The organism is Skermanella mucosa (assembly GCF_016765655.2).
In the GTDB taxonomy this organism is placed as follows: domain Bacteria; phylum Pseudomonadota; class Alphaproteobacteria; order Azospirillales; family Azospirillaceae; genus Skermanella; species Skermanella mucosa.
Window position 1 is genome coordinate 6,271,915 of record NZ_CP086106.1, and the last position, 19,951, is coordinate 6,291,865.

Sequence of the window (19,951 nt, forward strand, 5' to 3'; positions counted from 1 at the left end):
GGGTCGGGCGGGCAGCGTTCTACGTGGCAAGATCCACATCAACACGTCGTCACCGCGGCATCCGCAGCACCACGTCGGCACTCTGCCGCTCGTGCGTCGTGGCGCACGGCGCGGGAGGTTGGCTGCCTTTGATGTCCCCGTTGCCGTCCGTGACGGTTCCCAGCGGCATCAGCCACGGCAGCGGATAGATCCGTGCCGGAAGCTCGTTCCGGAAGCGGGCGAGGTCGTCTTCGCCATGAAAGAAGAACAGGAGCTGCCAGCCTTCCGGCAGCAGGCGCACCACCTTCCCGATCCCCCGGGCGAGAACCGTCACGGTCTGCTCGTCCATGTTCTGCAAGGGATCGTCGAACACCAGCAGGCGGAACGGATTGTTGGTGCCGGGTGCGCACAGCAGGAAGAGCGCGACGGTGAACAGGTTCAGTTCGGCCGTGTTCAGCCGCAGGTGCGCGCCGTCTTCGCCCTCCTGGCTGAGGCTGAGGCTCTGCGCGCCCCTCTCTCCCGACCGGCGCTTGAGCCCCAGCGTCGCGTATCCCCAGCGGGCCGGCGTGAACAGCGTCAGCAACTCGTCCAGGGCATGGCTCAGCAGCGGCGTTTTCCCCCCGGCATCGCCCTTCTCCGGCAATACCCTGTTCAGGAAGCTCCTTTCCATGGTCTCCTGGGCAAGCGACAGCTCCTCGACTGCCTTGTGCAGGGCACGGAGCTTCTTCAACGCGTCGGCGGGGGATCCCCGTCCGGATTGCCGGGACAGGTTGGACGAGGAAGCGGCGAGTATGCCCAGCTCCTTCCGGATCGCCTCGGCCCACGCGGGTTCGCCGATGGCGAAGGTGCCGCACCGCCGGCGTTCGCCCAGCCGCAAGGCTTCCGTGATGGCTTGCCCCAGCGGCTGTTCCGGTTCCGCCGGTCCGCCGGGGCCGATCTCCCCGGCCTCGCCGTGCGGCAGCCAGTCGCCGACCTTGTCCAGCGCGTCGCACTCGGCATCGGTCAGCATGGGAACGGGCATGCTGTCCGCGGTCGGGTTCCCAGCCGGCCCGGCGGTCGGCAACTGCTGTTCGTACTCCGCGACCTGCCGGGACCATCGTGCTTCCTGCTCGCGCAGGTCGCCGATCAGCGTCGGCGACCTGCTCCCGGCCCCCGCGATCGCCACGAGCCCGCCCGCGTTGTCCGTACCGGGAAAGCGCCACCCGTTCCGGCCGGCCAGCTCCAGCGCTTCCAGGATTTCACGCTGCCGCCGGACAAGATCCTTGAACGCAAGGGCATGGAGCCAGCGGTTCAGGGACGCTACCGGGTCTCCGGTCGTGCGGCGGGAGACCGGCAGCCAATCGTCGAACGCCTTCCGCCCGAGGGCGTCATGGGCGATGCCGATATCTATGGCGATGTCCGCGATACGCCGCGTCAGGGCTCGCAGGGGCTTCTCGAGCTCCCGAAGCGTTTCCGCGAACGCTTCTTCCGACAGTGGACCGGAAGCCAGCCGCCTGACCGGATCGGCAAGGTCCGGTTCTATCCGTGTCAGGACGATCAGCTCGTCCAGTGGAACAGGCAAGCAAAGCTCCGCCCCTTCACTCCCCGTCCGGCAGTCGAACAGGGGACCGGCGACCCAAGCCAACGCCTTCGAAAGATCACTGGATGGAGGCAATTCCGCGGGCCGTTCCGTCCCGCCTGAAAGCTGCCTGGCCAGATTGTCGGGCAGATCTTTCCAAGCCACTTCCGCACTTGCCCGCGCCTCTTCAAGGGCTTTGATGGCGGCGTGTTCCGCCGGAAAGAAACTCGACAGGAAATAAGAGGCTCTGCCTCGGTCGTCGCTGTTTGTCAGTCTGTCCATCGCCATTTGGTCGAGGCGGAAAGCACCGGCACGAAATTGGAGCGACGACTTTTTCTTTTCGGCACGAATGTCGATAGTCCGAACCTGCTGATCAGAACTTCCTTCCGCCTGTGTGGAGAGCACGATGCTTGCTTGTTGTCGTGCGGTAACTCCTTCGGTTTTATTTACCCGTGATGCTGCTGGTGCCCGATGTTCCACGATCTCGGCAAGGTCGAAGCCGGCAAGCCTTTCCAGGTCGCCAAGCAGGGCGAACTCCAGGGCTTCGACGAGGGAGGACTTGCCCGCGCCGTTGCCGCCATGCACGATATGGATGCCGGTGCGAGCTTGGTTCGCAGAGTCTACGGGCAGATCGAACGTCAGCGTGCGTTCTCCGGGAACGCGCCAGTTCCTCAATGTCAGTGATCGGATGTTCTCCAGCGGCGGCTGGTTGCCGGCGACTGCCGATGCCTGCTCCTCGAACCATTGTCGCGTACTCGTCAGCAGCCAGCAGAAGGCGCGCCTCACCTCTCCATCTTCGTCGATACCATGCTGCGGCCTCTCGCCGAAACGCAGCAGGCTGATCCCGAAACCATGCATGTGGGATGCGCTTCGTCGGATCGCGACCAGTGTGTCCCCGACGCGTCTTTGTACGGACGGTTCGGCGGGCGGAAGAACCAATACGAGTTCCACCGTCAGCGGCAGGGGGTTTTCCTTTTCCGACCTCCCATGCTTACGGCCCAGCACCAGATGGCGGGTGAAGGCCGCATGCTCGATCAGCCGGCGAATCTCTGTCTTGGCCGTCAGCGGGGTTAATTCGTGGACCAGTCCCAAGGTCCCCAGAAAGGGATCCAGGACCATCAGGTCGGCCTGATGATTGAACTGTCCTCCGATGACCACTCTGGCCCCAGCCAGCGAAACAGGGTGGTTCGCCTTGAGAAGCTCCTCCAAAGTCTCGACCGGCGTTACCGAATGGGTCGATCGAAGCACCTTTTCAAGACGTTTGATCGTGCTGGATGTCTGCTCGGTATCGGTCATGACAGGCCACCTTTGGTATCCGCATCGGGCAGGTCCTCGTGCTTCACCGCTTCGACCATTTTCTCGTACCAAGCCTTGCCATCTTTGGGCACGCCGTCCTTTTCCTTGCCAGAGCTGCTTGCCCAAGCCCATAGGGACTCAGCATCGGGCGTCAGGTCGTCTCCCTTCCCCCGGCTCCAGGGAAGACGGTCGAGGGACAGGTTCCAGGTGATGCGGCGGCGCGGAAGCCCGTCGTTCTCCACCGTGGCGGAAACCGGCTCGTCCAATTCGCGGTGGCGGATGACAAGGCGCACCGGGGAGGGGCAGTCCTTGTCGAGCGAAAGGTCCACGACCGGAAAATCGCCCGGGGAAACTTCGATCCACGGTCCGGGAGGATGCCAGTGCTGGGGGTCGCACCAGTCACCATTCTCCCCGACAGACATAAGGGTAACGGCCCGGCGCAAAGCCAGTTCGACCACCACGCCCCAAGCTGTCCAGCCGAAATTCTCTCCGGCGGCGAAGTACCAAGGCGTATTACGCAGCGATCTGATTTCGTCGGTGCCGACATATCCTTTGCGCAGCCGGAGCCCCGCCAGCGCGAATTCGCGCAGCAGCCGGGGGTGGAAATGCGACGTCCAGCCCGTCACCCGCTCCAGGGCGAATCTGGCATGCTCGGCGGCGGAACGGATGACTGCTTTGTCTTCGCTCTGCGTGGACGCGACATCCATCACGGACTTGCATTCCGCCACGCACAGCTTGTCGAAGGATTCGATGATCCGCTTCACCGCCTCGCTTTCCACGCTGACCTCCTTCATCAGCAGGGTGGCGATGCTGCGCAGTTCGCTTTCCAGGGCTTGCCGTTGACGGAGCCGGTAGACGCGGTGGAACAACCACGACAGCAGTTCATCCATATCCGGGAAGCGGCAGTGATCGTCATTCCGGAAGAAGAATTCCAGGTAGTTCGGATGCTCCGTCAGCGACACGCGGTTCACGCCGATCGCGTGGCTGGCCGATCGCAGGACTTCCAGCGCGTGGAACTCCCGGCTCTGCGCGCCGGCCAGGAAGAAAGCGGGTGCATCCGCCTGCCGGCGTTCGCCTGTTTCGGCGAACGCATGACGCTTGAAACGGCTTGCCATTTCCTCGTAGACGGTCCGGAACGTGTCGTGCAGCACCGGGTCGGCGGTGCTGTAGCCGCAGAAAACCATCGTGCGGGTCCGCAGGAGCGTCAGCAGGAGGTCACGCGACCATGAGTCCTGCCGCCAGTTCTGGATTTCGCGAAAAGTGAACACCAGCGACGACAGAACCTCCGGCAGGGTACCGCTTTCCTCCGAAGGTCCGTCGCAGGCATGGCGATAGGTCTCGGCACAGCCATGGATCTTGACGATCGAGGCTGCCTGCTGGCCGCCCTTGAGTGTCGGGGGCGAACCGATGGGCTTTTCCTCCGGCTGCGGCTTGCCGGAAACCCGGTTCCGGGACGGACGGTAATAATACTGGTGTGCCCGGGTGATCCGTTCATAGCTTGGCCATCGGGTTGGCGGAAAGCAGGGCGGACCCGCTCCCGGGTCGGCGTTCGGATCGGCGGGGCGATCAGACGCTGCTTCCCGGGCGACCGCTTCCTCGCCCGCCGGACCGCGGCGCGGCTGGAACCCGGCAAGCCGGTAGGCGCCCTCCAGCAACAGGTCGAAATTCGTGGTGATCAGCGTCGGGCACAGTCCTTCGCGTGCCAGCCGGGCGAGCAGATGGTGGCGGGGCAAAAGGCGCCCATGGTAGCTGTCGATGACCTTTTGCAGGTCTCGGTTGTCCGGGTCGCCGCCCATGACCTCAGGCTGTCTGAAGCCCATGGCATCAAGAAACAATGCCTTGCCGCGCGATGGCGAGGCCAACGAGCGGAGACGGTCCAGATTGACCGGCTCCAGTTCCGACGTTTCATCGCTGTTTTTCAGAAGGTCGAGGAAGAACCGGTCGGCAACGGAGAGTTCGGCCTGGATCGTCCGCTTCGCCTGCCCGGTCATGGCCTGACCCAGCATATGATCCAGCATTTCGTCGTAGGCGTTGCACATCCAATCATTGAACAGGTAATATTCGCGCGCCAAAGTTAAAATAATATTGTTCTTAAGTTTTTCAATTTGTTTATCTGCTTTTACTTTGGCCCACGTATTGGGTTCGAATTGCTCTGCAATCAGACCGCATTCCTTTACGTGCTTGTCCAGGTTGAAAGTCGTCATCAGGCCCCTGTGCAATGCTTTCGCATTGTCACGAGCCTTTTCATGGTCCACAAGCCACCGGATTTCACCGGTCAGCACCCGATGCAGCGCGCAGAACCGCGCCAGCAACCGGCTCACCAACCTTTTGGCGCTGTTCTTCTCCGTATCGAGCGAAAAGCCGGCTCCGACGAAGAACACGACTTCTCCCGCCAGGATGCGATCAGCCAGATCGTCGATCCGCTCAAGCAGGGGCTGCTTCATGCCCGGTCGCTCCGCATCGTGCGCCGTCCGCGGCTACGACGGGACACCCCTGACGACGCATAGGCTTCCAATGATTCTCTGAGGCGTTCCAGGGCAGCTCCATTGACGCTTTCCATCCATCCACGCCACAGCGGATCGGGTTGCGCCTGCGGCAGTCCGGCGGCAAGCTGTTCCATGATGTTGTTCAGCCAGGTTCCGCGATGGCGAACCGGTGGTTTGAGGGTATCCAGGGCGGCCGTCACCGCCCCTGGCTTGGCGAGAGTCGCCAGTTCCGCCGCAGGCAACCGTCCGTCCAGCACCAGTAGAAATGCCAAGTGCAACGGATCAATGACGTGTGACTCCGGTTCCTCCGCCGGTTCTCCGCCTTCGTGCAGCCACTTTGCAAGCCAACGGATTTCAGGGTGATCAGGGTAGAGAAGGCGGCCTAGTTCGTCTATCGATGCCTGTAGGCTTGCCACCGCATCAGTGTTCCCCGCGACGGCACGGCAAGCGGCAACCAAACCTTTAGCCGCCCAGGACCGCCAATGATTTGCGCCAAGCCGCTCTTCCAAGCCCGCCTGTGCAGCTTCACCGTTTTTCTGTGCCAACTCCAATTCATTCAATTCAAGTAATATGCGGGCAAGATGGTATTGTGAGGCGAATGTGTCCGGATGATCGGGACCCAATTTTCGGCGCCGAACGTCCAGAGCGGTTCCTGCTAGTTCACGTGCCGCTGTCAGATCGCCCTGCATCATCAGGGACACTGACAAATCATTCATGGCGCTCAGCGTATCTGGATGCTCGTCGCCCAGCACCCGGTGGCTGAGCGCCAGCACCTGCTCCTCCAGCGCCCGGGCGCCGCCGTGGTCGCCTTGTGCCCAGAGCGTTCCGGCCAGATTACCGATGCTGCCCAGGGTGTCGGGATGCTCGTCGCCCAGCACCCGGCGGCGGAGCGCCAGCACCTGCTCCAGCAGCGCCCGGGCGCCGCCGTGGTCGCCCTGTGCCCCGAGCGTTGCTGCCAGATTGTTCATGCTGGTCAGGGTGTCGGGATGCTCGTCGCCCAGCACCCGGCGGCGGAGCGTCAGCACCTGCTCTTCGAGCGCCCGGGCGCCGCCGTGGTCGCCCTGTGCCCCGAGCGTTGCTGCCAGATTGTTCATGCTGGTCAGGGTGTCGGGATGCTCGTCGCCCAGCACCCGGCGGCGGAGCGCCAGCACCGGCTTTTCAAGCGCCCAGGCACCGCCGTGGTCGCCCTGTGCCCGGAGCGTTTCGGCCAGATTGTTCATGCTGGTCAGGGTGTCGGGATGCTCGTCGCCCAGCAGGCGTTTACTTGCTTCGAAGGTTCGGCGGTAGTCCGCTTCTGCGTTGGCGTAAGCTCCCCGCTCAAAATTGAACCGCCCAAGCCACGACAGGAGCATGGCGGCCGGGGCGTCCGGCAGGTCCCCGGTCAGGGCTCGGGCGTGGGGGACCAGGGGCAGCAGGGCGGCATGGTTGCGGATGTCTTCGGCCTTCTCCATCGCCTCGGTCAGCGCCGCCACGACGGCGCCGCGCATCGCGGGCGGCGGGGCACCCATGTGGAAACGGAAGGTGCGGCTGGCCAGCACATGGACAGATACGGCGTCGCCGGCATTGTCCCCGTTTCCCGGAATGAGTTCGGCCAGGGCCTCCCGCATGGCCGAATTGACGGCGCGGGTGGCCTCAGCCAACCCGTCATCGTCTCCGGAAAGCCGGGCGAAGACATCAGCCACCAAGGATCGCGGGATCGGTACCGGGGCCAGCAGGGTGGCGAAATGCAGGAAATGCAGGCCCGCCAAGTCCAACCGTTCGATGCTGCCCAGCAGGGTAGCCGCGACCTGCCGAGCATGGCCCGTCGGCAGGTCGTAGGCCAGTTCAGCGGCTAATTCCGTCGCGTCCTTGGTGGGGTCGCGCAGCCGGTCGCGGAAATTCTCGTAGCCCAGCATCTCAACGGCGGCACCCGCCACGTCGACCGCCAGGGCGTGGTTGCCCAGGAGAGCCAGGATCTCCCGTGCTGCCGCCTTTTCCGCGTTGGTGACCGGAAGCCTTCGCTTGGTCAGAAGATCATGGGCTTCGGTGTCCGACAGCAGCCCCAGCCGGTAGACGAAGCCCGCCCCACCTAGTCCGGTGCCTCGGGTGGTGACCAGGGTGGCGCCGTTGTCGGTGGGTGCTCTCCAGGCGTTCAGGTCAGCCGGGCCGGCGTCCGGCGGCAGGTCGTCCACGATCCACAGGTAGCTGTCCATTTCAGCAAGCTTGACTTTCAGCGCGCCCTCGAGCTCGTGCGGTCCCAGGCCGGCGGTCGCGATGCCGAGGTTCCCGGCGAAGCCCTGCCGCTGCGCGCCCAGGTCCTGCCCCCTGGCGGCGTTGAGCCAGAAGATGCCGCCGGGATAGGCCGCGCAGAAGCGCCGGGCGTATTCCTCCGCTAGCAGGGTCTTGCCGATGCCGCCCATGCCCTGCACCTGGACCAGCCCGACGCTCTCGCCGGTTATCAGCGTGATCTGGTTCTTCGACAGACGCTCGTCGATCCGCCACATGTCGGGAAAGCGGCCGACGAACCGGCTGGAGCCGGCATGCGGGTTGCCTCCGTGCCAGTGCGGGCCGCCGAGCGTCCGGATCTCGCCGAAGCTGCCGGCAAGTCCCGAAAGCCGGTCGGCGACCCGGCGGGCCAATTCGCCCGTGCGGACACCCCGCGCATTGACTAACCTCTTCGCAAGCATTTCAGCCGGCTGGAGATGGCCGGTGCCCGGTTCCGGGTTCAGAGCCAAGATGCGGCGCTCCACCATTTGGCCGTTGGGTGACTCTTGGCGGGCGGCGATAATGGCGGCGGTCAGCTCCCACTGGCAAGCGCGGCGGGTCGGGTAAATTGCCGAGTACCAAGCCACCAGCATCCGGGCGCAGCCAAGCCCCTCCACGATCCGCCGCACGATGGAGTCGCCGTCCGTGATCTCCGTTTCGTCATGGAAGACGCGGAGGTTTCGGCTCTTCAGCGCCTCAATGACCGGCAGCACCGCAGCGCGGTCGGCATAGGCGAAGCTGAGATAAATGTCATACTTCGCGTCCATTTCGCTTTCGCACATCCCACAGCGAGGTCAACCACTGCGCGTGCAGAATAGTGAATCTGGCGGAATTACGCGAGAAAAGATATTCGATGAAGATCCATAAAATCGGCAAACACATTAACACGCGGGCGAATTCGTTCAAGAATCCGACCGCCACACGTGTCAGTGGCGGCCGAGCCGAAGAGCGGGAACTCCTAGGCTCGGCCTGACCATGAATGCCTCTGGTGAAAGGTCAACATCCATGGCTAACCAACTACCTAGCACAAACGGAGTGCTCGCGCTCCGGTCATTGTTACCCCCGCCGCGGCGACCTCGTTCGTCGCGGCGGGGGGACCCCTCCGGGGTGGTGTCGTCCGGCGCGATCCGGCGAGGTTGACCCATGCCGACATCGGAAAGCTACACGGGCCGGTACCATGCCGGGCTGAACGGGGTTCGTGTGTCCGACGCCAAGGGCGACCCGGTCGAGGATGCGGTCGCGACCATCATCGGCGATTCCCTCAGCGAACTGCTGGACGAGATGGACCGGCACGGGATGGAGCGGGAATCCTGCGTCTTCTGAATCGAACGCAAGCGCCCGGCGCAGTCGGCTCCCCAGGACGTGCCACACGCGGCGGAGTCCGGGTGAGCGCCGCGCCATGGGCAAGCTCGGCCGCCTGTTGGTGATCTGGGGCGTCCTCCTGCCGCTGCTGGCCCTGCCCACCACCAGCGAATGGGGACCGGGAACCGTCGTGATCTTCGGGATTTGGCTGAAACAGCAAGCCTGGATACTCGGCTACCCGGTCCGCTTCGACGCGGTGCTGTGCGCCGGGCTGCTCCTGATCGGAGTCGGCCTGTCCATCGGCACCCTGGCGCGACCGGGACGGCGCTGACGGACTTCCGAAAACGAAAACGCCGGCGACCCGGTGCAGGGATCAACGAAACCGCCGATGCACCGTAGGTCGGCCTCGGCCGAAGGCCGACGCCGACAGCGTGCCCGGAGCGTTGATGCAGGTCGTCGGAGTTCGCCCTGACGGGCGAAGGCCGACCTACGCCGAGACTCGAAGAACGTCCATCACCCGCTTCGGGTACGGCCGCTCGATAAGCCTTCAATCCTAGGAAACTTGACCAAAATCCTACGTCGTGGTAAGGAACCAATTCCTCCTCCCTGGTTCTGAAGGCCCCGCCATGCCCGCTCCAGTTCCCGTTCCCTCTCCCGCTCCGACCCCCGCCGCCCCCTCCATCTACACCCCCCTCCCGCACCGCCAGGAAGCCTTCGCCCGGCACGTCGCCGCCGGCCGGGGCTATGCGGGGGCGGCGCGGCTGTCCGGCTATGCCTGGGCAAGCGCCCGCCAGACCGGCTCGCGCCTGATGAAGCAGCCGGAGGTCGCCGCCCGGGTGGTCGAGCTGACCGAGGCCGACAAGACCCGCCGCCATGCCGAACTGGACGAGCTGGTCGCCGCCGCCAAACGGGTGCTGATCGACGCCATGGAGAAGCAGAACCATTTCGCCGCCCTCCGCGCCATCGACCAGATCGCCCGCCTGCGCGGCCTCGCCGGCCCCACGGCGGAGGCCCGCGATACCGCGCTCGACGCCGATCCCGAACCGGACGACAACGCCTCCGCCTGCTCCGCCATCGCCGACCCCGAAGCCCAGTTCGAGCCGCCGATGCCGCCCGCCGGCCTCACCCCGGTGGAGCCCGCGCCCGAGGACCCGGAAAAGGCCGATGCCAGGCAGGCCAAGGCGAACTACCGCCACACCAAGCGGAGCATCGAAATCCTCAGGAAGCGGCACCCCGACCTCTACGCCCGGGTCAGCCGGGGCTCGATGGAGGATGCCGGCCTCTATTTCGACGCGGGCCTCAACCTCCTGCCGCCCGACCGCTGGCCGGGCGCCGCGTCCCCGGCGCACCCGTGATGACGGATGTTGACACAAGCGGCCAGGCCCCGGGGGTGGGCCCCCCGGCCTCCGGGCCTTCCGGGCAACCCGCCCCCCGGCCCCTCAGCTCGCGATCAGCCCCCGAAGCTGCCGGTTCGCCACCGCCAGCATCGCCAAGTCCACCCGGGTGACCCCGCGCAGCTCCGTCAGCAGCTGCCGGATCCGCTCAACCGGCCCCTGGCGGCTCGCCGCCCAGGCGTCGATGGCCCCGGTATGGTCCTGGCCGTCGTTCAGGACGCGGGCGGTCAGGTCGCTCTGGAGGCCGTAGAGATCGTCGATGATCGCGCTGACCGCCTGCTTCTGCCAGTGGTTCTCGGTCTTCACCTGGACCGCCTGGCAGCGCAGCCATTCCATGCCGAATCGGTGGCCCAGCTCGAAATAGACCAGCGCCACGGCGGGAACCTCGCGCCGGCACAGCCGGGCGATCCGGGTCACGTCCAGCCCCGACGCCAGGATGCCCAGGCTGGCGACCTGCCGCGCCAGGTCGGCCGGCACGCCCTGCTCCGTCCAGTGCGTGGCGCGCTGGTCCAGCAGCCTCATGTCCTCCTCGCACAGCACGGCGCCCAGGTCGGCCGCCAGCCGCTCGACGCCGGGGGTATAGTTGGCCGCCTCAGCGCCCAGGTCGAGCGGCTGCGGGGCGTTGATCAGGAACCACGGCACCGTGCGGTGGAGCAGCGCCTGGGTGGCCAGGATCATCTCGTACTGGCAGGCCGCCGGCACCCGGTTGTCCAGCGCCTCGATGGCGGTCCAGACCGTCCGCAGCGCGAAGGCGTCGCGGCTGACCGTATAGGCCCGCGCGATGTCGCCCGGCCCCATGCCGGTCTTCTCCATCATCTCCGACAGGAAGGTCGGGCCGACCCGGTTGACCATGCTGTTGGTGGTGTACGTGGCGATGATCTCGCGGCGCAGCCGGTGCCGCTCGATCGCCTCGCGGAAGTCGCGGCGCAGCGCCTTGGGGAAATACTTGACCAGATCCTCCGCCATGCGCGGATCGTCGGGCAGGTTGGAGCCCAGCAGCTCGTCGTACAGCGTGATCTTGGAATAGGCCAGCAGCACGGCCAGCTCCGGCCGGGTCAGCGCCTGCCCGCGCGACGTCCTCGACGAGATCTCCTCGTCGTCGGGCAGGAACTCGATCGCCCGGTTCAGGTGGCCGCTCTTCTCCAGCAGCCGCATGAAGCGGACATGGCCTTCCAGCGACTCGGCCCCGCCCATCCCGGCGACGCTGATCGCCTGGGTCTGGAGGTAATTGTCCGCCAAAACCAGTTCGCCCACCTCGTCGGTCATGCTTGCCAGCAGCTGGTCGCGCTGCTTCATGGTCATGTCGCCGCGGGCGATGACGTCGCCGGTCAGAACCTTGATGTTGACCTCGTGGTCGGAGGTATCGACGCCGGCGGAATTGTCGATCGCGTCGGTGTTGATCCGTCCTCCCCCCTGGGCGTACTCGATTCGGCCGCGCTGGGTCACGCCCAGGTTGGCGCCCTCGCCGACGATCTTCGCGCGGACCTCCCGGCCGTCGATTCGGCTGGAGTCGTTGGCCTTGTCGCCGACCTCGGCATGGGTCTCCTCGGTCGCCTTGACGAAGGTGCCGATGCCGCCGAACCACAGCAGGTCCACTTGCCCCCGGAGCATCGCCTGGATCAGCTCCACCGGGGTCACCTTGTCGCGGGTCAGGCCGAAGCGGGCCTGGATCTCGGGCGACAGCTTCAGCGACTTGGCCTTGCGGTCGAAGATGGCGCCGCCCGGCGACAGCAGCCCCGCGTCATAGTCCGCCCAGGTCGAGCGCGGCAGGTCGAACAGCCGGCGCCGCTCCTCGAAGCTGGTGGCCGGATCCGGGTTCGGATCGCAGAAGATGTGCAGGTGGTTGAAGGCGCCCACCAGCTTCGTGTGGCGCGACAGCAGCATGCCGTTACCGAACACGTCGCCCGACATGTCGCCGACGCCGACGCAGGTGAAGTCCTGGGTCTGGCAGTCCACGCCGATCTCGCGGAAGTGGCGCTTGACCGATTCCCAGGCGCCGCGCGCGGTGATGCCCATCTTCTTGTGGTCGTACCCGCGCGATCCGCCCGACGCGAAGGCGTCGCCCAGCCAGAAGCCATAGTCCAGCGACACGCCGTTGGCGATGTCGGAGAAGGTCGCCGTGCCCTTGTCCGCCGCCACCACCAGGTACGGGTCGTCGCCGTCGATCCGGACCACCCGGGGCGGCGGCACGACCGACCCGTCGGCCGCGTAATTGTCGGTGATGTCGAGCAGGCCCCGCATCAGCGTCTTGTAGCACTCGATCACCTCGGCCATCAGCACGTCGCGCCCGGCATCGGCCGGCGGCGGGCGCTTGACCACGAAGCCGCCCTTGGACCCCACGGGCACGATGACCGCGTTCTTGACCATCTGCGCCTTCATCAAGCCCAGGATCTCGGTGCGGAAATCCTCGCGCCGGTCGGACCAGCGGATGCCGCCGCGCGCGACCTTGCCGCCGCGCAGATGGATCGCCTCGACCCGCGGGCTGTAGACCCAGACCTCCACCATGGGGCGGGGCAGGGGCAGCTCGTCCACGCCCCGGCTGTCCAGCTTCATGGACAGGTAGGGCTTGACCCCGCCGTCCTCGGCCTTCTGGAAATAATTGGTCCGCAGGGTGGAGCGCACGAGGTTGAGGAACCGGCGCAGGATGCGGTCCTCGTCCAGGTTGGCGACCTCGTCCAGCGCGTGGTCGATCTCCACCAGCAGCCCGTTGACCGCGACCTGCGCCTCGTCGGCGCCGCCCGGCGTCGCCCGCCGGTCCGGGTCGTGCAGGGTCTGGAACAGCCGGACGATCAGCCGCGTGATGGCGGCGTGGTCGGCCAGCGTGTCCTCCATGTAGTCCTGGCTGAACTGGAAGCGGATCTGGCGCAAATATTTGGCGTAGGCCCGCAGCATGGTGATGTCGCGCCAGCCCAGCCCGGCGCGGATCACCAGCCGGTTGAAGCCGTCGTCCTCCATCCGGCCTTCCCAGACCCGCAGGAACGCGTCCTGGAACGCCTGCCGCACGCGGCCCAGGTCCACGGCGACGCCGGCCCGGCTGGTCATGGCGAAGTCGTGGATCCAGACCGGCTCGATCCGGCCGGGGATCGTCACCTCGAACGGCCCGCCCTCCGAGATCACCTTGACGCCCATGTGCTCCAGCATGGGCAGGATGTCGGACAATGCCACCTGCCCGCTGTCATGGTAGAGCTTCAGGTAAAGCTCGGTCTCGCCGGCCTCGATCGGCCGGTAGAGGTTCAGGCCCAGGCGCCCGGTATGGAGCACCTCCTCGATCCGCTCGATGTCGTAGACGGCCAGTTCGGCCCCGAAACGATCCCGGTATCCCACGTCGAAGGAGGTGGAATAGCGCCGGTGCAGGCGCAGCCCCTCCTCCTCGCCGCGGGCCTCGACCAGGGCGTCCTGCAAGCGGTCGGGCCACGCGCGGCTCGCCTCGATCAGCCGCTCCTCGATCTCCCCGGCATCGTAATCGGGAATGCCGCCGGGCTTCGTTTCGATGACGAACTGGACCCGCGCCAGCACGCTCTCGGCCAGCTGCGTGAAGAAGGCGGAGCAGGTGCCGTTGAAGGCGCGTTCCAGGATCGCCTGGATGCGCCGGCGCAGGTCGGTGTCGTAGCGGTCGCGCGGGACATAGACCAGGCAGGTCATGAAGCGCTCGAACGGGTCGCGGCGGATGAACAGGGCGGTGCGCTGGCGCTCCTGCAGGTGAAGGACGCCGATCGCGATCTCGTACAGCTCGTTGTCGGTGATCTGGAACAGCTCGTCCCGGGGGAAGTTCTCCAGGATGTGGGTCAGCGCCTTGCCGTCGTGGCTGCGCGGATCGAACCCGGCGCGCTCCAGCACCCGGGCCACCTTGTTGCGCAGGAACGGGATGTCGCGGGCGCTGGCGCTGTAGGCGGCCGACGTGAACAGCCCCACGAACAGGTGCTCGCCGACCACCTTCCCGTCGTCGCCATAGGCCTTGATGAAGATGCTGTCCATCAGGGCCGGGCGGTGGACGGTCGCGCGCCGGTTCGACTTGGTCACCAGCAGCAGGCGCGGCTGGCGCAGGAACTGCTGGGCGTCGGGCGGCAGGGAGGCGAAGTTGCGCAGCCCGTCGAACACCCGGACGTCGTCGTCGCGCAGGATGCCCAGCCCCTCGCCGGCGACCGGGGTCAGCCGGGCCTCGTCGCCCTCGCCCTCGAACCGGTAGCGCCGGTAGCCCAGGAAGGTGAAATTGTCGTCGTTCAGCCAGTGCAGGAAGTCGCGCGCCTCGGCCAGCTCGCCCTCGGGCAGCGCGTCGGGCGTCCGGTCGACGCCGTCGATGATGCGCCGCATGGGCTCGTGCATGGCCTTCCAGTCCTCGACCGCGGCGCGCACGTCGGCCAGCACCTTGTCGATCCCCTGGGCGATTCTCTCCAGGAACTGGGGATCGGTCTGCTCGTCCACCTCGATATGCATGAAGGATTCGGGCACGGCCTCGGCTGGCGCCGCCTGCGGCTCGTACAGGTCGGTCAGGCGGCCCGACGCGTCGCGGCGCACCCGCACCACGGGGTGGATCACCAGATGGACGGTCAGGCCCTGGCGGTTCAGCTCCGCCGTGACCGAATCGACCAGGAACGGCATGTCGTCGTTGATGATCTCGACCACGGTATGGCCGGACTGCCAGCCATGCTCGTCGAGCTGCGGGTGATAGGCCCGGATCCGGGCGGTCCGCTCCTGCCGCTGGGCGGCGAACTGCCAGATCGACAGCGCCGCGCTGTAGAGCTGGTCGGGGCTGGATTCCAGCAAGTCGTCGGGAGGCACGTTGGCATAGAACTGGCGGACGAACCGTTCGGCCATGTCGGCCCGGTCGCGGTTCAGACGGTCGCGAACGCGGCTGACGATCTGCTCCGTCAGCTCGCCCTTAAGTTGTTCGGCCTTGAGGGCCATGCCTGCCTCCCGTAATGCGGTCCGCTTCGGCGGTTTTCACCGCTTCTGTTCGGACCCGAGTGTAGCAGGTGAACATGGGTCCGTGGGGGAAGGTTGCGTGACGGGCCTATGACCTTCCGGCCGGACCTGCTCTACTCGATCGCCTGGCGCAGCGCCGCGGCTCCGGCCCAGGGTGCCAGCGGCAGGGCCGCGACCAGCAGTCCGCCCAGCAGCAGCAGGTGCGGCCGCGCGGTGAAGCCGGACAGGGACGCGTCGATCGCGCCGGCCCCGAAGATCAGCACGGGGATGTAGAGCGGCAGGATCAGCAGCGACAGCAGCACGCCGCCGCGCCGGGCGCCCAGGGTCAGGGCGGCGCCGATCGCCCCGATCAGGCTCAGCGTCGGCGTGCCGATCAGCAGCGTCGCGACCAGCACGGGAAAGCCCGCCGGCTCCATGTTCAGCAGCAGCGCCAGCAGCGGGGCCGCTACGATCAGCGGCAGGCCGGTGACCAGCCAGTGCGCCAGCACCTTGGCGAACACCACCGCCTCCAGCGGCAGGCTGGACAGGGTCAGCAGCTCCAGGCTGCCGTCCTCGTAGTCGTTCTGGAACAGCCGCTCCAGCGACAGCAGCGAGGCCAGCAGCGCCGCCACCCAGATCACCCCCGCGGCGATGCGGGCCAGGATGTTCGGCTCCGGCCCGACGCCGAACGGGAACAGCACGACGCACAGCACGAAGAACATCACCGCGACCGTGGCGTCCGACCCCTGCCGCAGCGCCAGCCGCAGGTCGCGCGACACCAGCTTGAGGAAGCGGTTCATGGCTCGATCCCTTCCGCTTCCGTTTCCGCCGCCAGGGCGAAGTCGTCCAGATGCAGGGTCGAGGCGCCGGGCAGGGCGATCTCGGCATGGGTCGAGACCACGACGATCCCCCCGCCCGCGCGGTGGTCGGCGATCGCCGCCTCGAGCTGCCCGATGCCGGCCCGGTCGAGCGCCACCGACGGCTCGTCCAGCAGCCACAGCGGCGCGGGTGCGGCCAGGATGCGCGCCAGGTTCAGCCGCCGCTTCTGCCCGGCGGACAGGTACCGGCCCGGAATGTCCGCGATGTGCGGCACGCCCAGCCGCTCCAGCGCGGCCAGCGCCGCGCCGCCGGGATCGGCAGCTCCCCCCATGGCCGCCCAGAAGGCCAGGTTCTCCCGCGCCGACAGCACCGGCTTCACGGCGTCGAGATGGCCGACATAATGGATGCGCGCCCGGTGCAGGTCCGGATCGCCGGACACCGGCACGCCGTCCCAGCTCATGCTTCCGGAGAAAGGCCGCAGCAGCCCGGCCATCAGCCGCAGCAGGCTGGACTTCCCGCTGCCGTTCGGCCCCAGCAGCACCAGCGCGCCGCCGGCCGGGACCGCGAACGAGAGATCCTGGAACACCAGCCGCTCGCCGCGCAGGCAGGTCAGGTCGGTACCGGCGAACAGGGGCATGGGCGCGGGGCGATCGGCATGAAGGATGGAGAACCGGGCGGGTGCCGAGTGGTACAGCACCCCGCCACCGCTGCCAAGGGCATTCGGGCAGCCCGCGTCACCGCTTCAGCGCCAGCAGCCTCTCGACGAAGGCCGGCACCGCCCCGGTGGCGGGGCCGTAGATCGTCTCGTCGAACAGGGTGGCGCCTTCCGACGGTTCCAGGTTCAGCTCGACGGTGTGCGCGCCGTTGATCCGCGCCTCCTGCACGAATCCAGCGGCCGGATACACGTTGCCGGAGGTTCCGATTGACACGAACAGGGCCGAAGTGGCAAGGTTCTGATAAATGCGCTCCATTTCCAGGGGCATCTCGCCGAACCAGACCACGTGGGGGCGCATCTCGGCGACGGCCCCGCAGTCGGCGCAATCATCCTCCACCGACAGGTCGGCGCGGATCTCGGAGATCGCGCCGCACACGCCGCACCGGGCCTTCAACAGCTCGCCGTGCATGTGGATCAGGTTGCGCGACCCCGCGCGCTCGTGCAGGTCGTCGATGTTCTGGGTCACCAGCAGGACCTCGCCGGGCCATTCCCGCTCCAGCCGGGCCAGGGCGTCGTGGGCGGCGTTCGGCCGGATGTCGGCCTGGAGCAATCCGCGCCGCCGGTCGTTGTAGAAGCGGTGGACCATGTCGGGGTCGCGGGCGTAGCCCTCGGGCGTGGCGACGTCCTCCAGCCGCACCCGTTCCCACACGCCGCCGGCGCAGCGGAACGTGTCCAGGCCCGATTCCTTGGAGATGCCGGCGCCTGTCAGGATGACGATCCGGTCGGAAGGCTTTAACATCATGATGCTTTTTCCGAAGCGGGAGAGGTTGGGTGAGTTTAGGGGCGGGCCTCGCCGGGGCCAACGGAAGAGTCCACGCCGTGGCGGATCTGCGCGCATTCCTGGCGGGCGCATGGCGCATCGCCCGCACGGTGCGCGACGCCCGGCTGGGGCAGGACGGCTCGTTCGACGGGACAGCGGTTTTCCGGGGCAGGGACGACGGCGACCTGCTGCTGACGGAAACCGGAACCCTGCGCTTCGGCGACCATGCCGGGCCGGCCGAGCAGACCTACCGTTATTGCTTCCCGGACGGGCCGCGGCGCGCGACGGTCTTCCGCCACGACGGCTCGCCGTTCCACGACCTGGACCTGTCGGACGGCACCGCCCAGGTTCTGCACCTTTGCGGCGCCGACGTCTACCGCGGCGGCTTCCGGGTCGAGAGCCATGACGCCTGGACCGTACGCTGGCTGGTCACGGGGCCGCGCAAGGACTATGACATGGTGACGCGGTACAGCCGCGTTCCGGTTCCGGGGGAGTAGCGATGGTCAAGGTCCTGTTCGTATGCACCGGCAACATATGCCGCTCGCCCACCGCCGAGGGGGTGTTCCGCCATCTCGTCGCCGAGGCCGGGCTGGCCGGCAGGATCGAGACCGACAGCGCCGGCACCCACGGCTACCATGTGGGCGAACCGCCGGACCGGCGCTCCGTCGCGGCCGCCGCCAAGCGCGGCGTCGATATCGGCGACCTGCGCGCCCGCCGGGTGAAGCCGGCCGACTTCGAGGAATTCGACCTGATCCTCGCGATGGACCAAGGGCACTACGACCAGCTCGTCCGCATGGCGCCCGATGGGGCCAGGGACCGCGTCAGGCTGTTCATGGACTATGCGCCCGACGCCCCCCGGCGCGAGGTGCCCGATCCCTATTACGGCGAGGGCACCCACTTCACCGAAGTGCTCGACCTGGTCGAAGCCGCCGCGTCCGGCCTGCTCGACCAGCTCCGCCATTCCCGTCCCGGAGCCGTCCATGTCCATGCCGCCGACGATTCCTGAAGGCGTCGGCACCGTCGCGTCGTCCAGGCCGCTGGCCGGCGGCAACGCCGCCGAGCTGTGGCTGCTCGACCTCACGGACGGGCGGCGGGTGGTCGCCAAAAGCGGCAAGGGGCTGACGCTCGAAGCCATGATGCTGCGCTACCTCGCGGAGCATTCCCGCCTGCCGGTGCCGGAGCTGTTCCACGCCGACGACCGCCTGCTGGTGATGTCCCACGTCGAGAGCGACGGCGGCGGCCTGACCGCTTCCGCCCAGGAGCACGCCGCCGAACTGGTCGCGGCGCTTCACGGCATCGGCGCCGCCCGCTACGGTTTTCCGCAGGACACGCTGATCGGCCCGCTGCCCCAGCCGAACCCTGGGACGGACGACTGGATCGCCTTCTTCCGCGACCATCGCCTGATGCACATGGCGCGCAAGGCATTGGACGAGCGGCGGATTGATGGCGCCCTGATGGCCGCGATCGAGCGGCTCGCCGCCCGGCTGCCCGACCTGATCGGCGAGCCCGCCCCGCCGAGCCTCATCCACGGCGACCTGTGGGGCGGCAACGTGCTGGCGTTCCGGGGCCGCGTCGCCGGCTTCATCGACCCGGCGATATACCATGCCGATCCGGAGATCGAACTGGCCTTTTCCACCCTGTTCGGTACCTTCGGCGAGCCCTTCTTCCGCCGCTACCACGAGCTTCGCCCGATCCGGCCGGGCTTCTTCGAGGTGCGCCGCGACCTCTACAATCTCTACCCTCTGCTGGTCCATGTCCGCCTGTTCGGCGGCAGCTACCGCGGGCAGGTCGCCCGGATCGTGACCCGCTTCGGCTGAGGGCCTACCTTTAGGGGAACAGCTGCCGGTACAGCAGCAATGCCGCCTCGACGATCAGGACGACCACGGCGACCACGACCGTGATGCTGCTGGCGGCGACGCAAAGGCCCAGGGTCACGCAGACGCCGTCCTTCTCCAGCAGTCCCAGCGCCATCAGCGCCACGGCGAAGGCGGGCAGGAGGTTGCCCAGCGGGATCGGCAGGATCAGGATCAGCGAGAGCAGAAGGCAAACCGCGCCCAGCAGCCGCTCGCCCGGCCCGTCGGTCAGGACGGCCCAGCGCGGCCTGAGCAGGCGCTCGGCCCACACCAGATAGCGCCGGGTGGCGCCGACCATGGTCAGGAAAGTCTCCCGCCTGACGGACAGGCGCGCCAGCCGGGCGGGCAGCCAGGGCGCCGGGTGGCCCAGCATCAGCTGGGCCGCGAACAGCACCATCGGCAGCCCCAGCACGGTGGACAGGCCGGGCAGGGGGACCGGGATCATGTTGGGCAGGGCGAAGATCAGCAGCAGCGCCCCGAAGGCCCGGTCGCCCAGCAGCGTGATCAGGTCTCCCAGCACGATCCGGTCGTCGGGATGCCCCTCGACGAAGATGTCCAGCAGTTCGGATGCCCGCGGGCGCCCGTGATGGGAGGTCTCGCGCTTCGCGTGCGGGAACATTTCGTCAGGCATGTCGGAAACCGC

Annotated in this window: 14 protein-coding genes; 6 read left to right on the forward strand and 8 right to left on the reverse strand. The window is 67.2% G+C overall.

The window, feature by feature from the left end; genetic code table 11:
* Window positions 1–49: 49 nt before the first annotated feature.
* The 3 genes from JL100_RS29155 to JL100_RS29165 are packed head-to-tail and all read right to left on the reverse strand — an operon-like array spanning window position 50 to window position 8,330.
* Window positions 50–2,833: an ATP-binding protein gene (locus JL100_RS29155; protein WP_202680867.1), complete on the reverse strand. Its 2,784-nt coding sequence runs from the start codon at window positions 2,831–2,833 to the stop codon at window positions 50–52.
* Window positions 2,830–5,277 (reverse strand): SIR2 family protein, encoded by a 2,448-nt coding sequence (locus JL100_RS29160; protein ID WP_202680868.1) that lies wholly within the window; start codon window positions 5,275–5,277, stop codon window positions 2,830–2,832. Before JL100_RS29160 ends, JL100_RS29155 begins: the two co-directional genes overlap by 4 nt.
* On the reverse strand, window positions 5,274–8,330 hold the full coding sequence (locus JL100_RS29165; protein ID WP_202680869.1) for a tetratricopeptide repeat protein: 3,057 nt from the start codon (window positions 8,328–8,330) through the stop codon (window positions 5,274–5,276). Before JL100_RS29165 ends, JL100_RS29160 begins: the two co-directional genes overlap by 4 nt.
* Window positions 8,331–8,706: 376 nt before the next feature.
* Here JL100_RS29165 and JL100_RS29170 point away from each other — a divergent pair, with 376 nt between their 5' ends.
* From JL100_RS29170 to JL100_RS29180, 3 genes are all read left to right on the forward strand, one after another.
* A complete protein-coding gene (locus JL100_RS29170; protein WP_202680870.1) occupies window positions 8,707–8,886 on the forward strand; it encodes a hypothetical protein in 180 nt (59 codons plus the stop codon).
* A gap of 76 nt (window positions 8,887–8,962) precedes the next feature.
* Window positions 8,963–9,196: a hypothetical protein gene (locus tag JL100_RS29175; RefSeq protein ID WP_202680871.1), complete on the forward strand. Its 234-nt coding sequence runs from the start codon at window positions 8,963–8,965 to the stop codon at window positions 9,194–9,196.
* A gap of 295 nt (window positions 9,197–9,491) precedes the next feature.
* Window positions 9,492–10,220 (forward strand): terminase small subunit, encoded by a 729-nt coding sequence (locus tag JL100_RS29180; RefSeq protein WP_202680872.1) that lies wholly within the window; start codon window positions 9,492–9,494, stop codon window positions 10,218–10,220.
* A gap of 84 nt (window positions 10,221–10,304) precedes the next feature.
* On the opposite strand, the gene JL100_RS29185 is transcribed toward JL100_RS29180, so the two are convergent.
* From JL100_RS29185 to cobB, 4 genes are all read right to left on the reverse strand, one after another.
* Window positions 10,305–15,164 carry an NAD-glutamate dehydrogenase gene (locus JL100_RS29185; protein WP_202680873.1) on the reverse strand — a complete coding sequence of 1,620 codons (4,860 nt, stop codon included), beginning with the start codon at window positions 15,162–15,164 and terminating at the stop codon, window positions 10,305–10,307.
* Between the two features lie 131 nt (window positions 15,165–15,295).
* Complete coding sequence (gene ccmB, locus JL100_RS29190) at window positions 15,296–15,961, reverse strand: heme exporter protein CcmB (RefSeq protein ID WP_201076008.1); 666 nt, start codon at window positions 15,959–15,961, stop codon at window positions 15,296–15,298.
* Window positions 15,958–16,617 (reverse strand): heme ABC exporter ATP-binding protein CcmA, encoded by a 660-nt coding sequence (gene ccmA, locus JL100_RS29195; protein ID WP_202681168.1) that lies wholly within the window; start codon window positions 16,615–16,617, stop codon window positions 15,958–15,960. Before ccmA ends, ccmB begins: the two co-directional genes overlap by 4 nt.
* A gap of 97 nt (window positions 16,618–16,714) precedes the next feature.
* Entirely contained in the window at window positions 16,715–17,437 is a 723-nt protein-coding gene (cobB, locus tag JL100_RS29200) for a Sir2 family NAD+-dependent deacetylase (protein WP_407696929.1), read from the reverse strand.
* A 77-nt stretch (window positions 17,438–17,514) separates the two neighbouring features.
* Between cobB and JL100_RS29205 the strand changes: the two genes are divergently transcribed.
* From JL100_RS29205 to JL100_RS29215, 3 genes are read left to right on the forward strand one after another with little or no spacing between them, the layout of a single operon-like run.
* Window positions 17,515–17,952 carry a DUF6314 family protein gene (locus JL100_RS29205; protein WP_228420972.1) on the forward strand — a complete coding sequence of 146 codons (438 nt, stop codon included), beginning with the start codon at window positions 17,515–17,517 and terminating at the stop codon, window positions 17,950–17,952.
* A 2-nt stretch (window positions 17,953–17,954) separates the two neighbouring features.
* Window positions 17,955–18,461 (forward strand): low molecular weight protein-tyrosine-phosphatase, encoded by a 507-nt coding sequence (locus JL100_RS29210; RefSeq protein WP_202680875.1) that lies wholly within the window; start codon window positions 17,955–17,957, stop codon window positions 18,459–18,461.
* Window positions 18,436–19,272 (forward strand): fructosamine kinase family protein, encoded by an 837-nt coding sequence (locus tag JL100_RS29215; RefSeq protein ID WP_202680876.1) that lies wholly within the window; start codon window positions 18,436–18,438, stop codon window positions 19,270–19,272. The genes JL100_RS29210 and JL100_RS29215 overlap by 26 nt, the downstream gene beginning before the upstream one ends.
* Before the next feature lie 10 nt (window positions 19,273–19,282).
* On the opposite strand, the gene JL100_RS29220 is transcribed toward JL100_RS29215, so the two are convergent.
* Window positions 19,283–19,939 (reverse strand): exopolysaccharide biosynthesis protein, encoded by a 657-nt coding sequence (locus tag JL100_RS29220; RefSeq protein ID WP_202680877.1) that lies wholly within the window; start codon window positions 19,937–19,939, stop codon window positions 19,283–19,285.
* Between the last annotated feature and the right edge of the window lie 12 nt (window positions 19,940–19,951).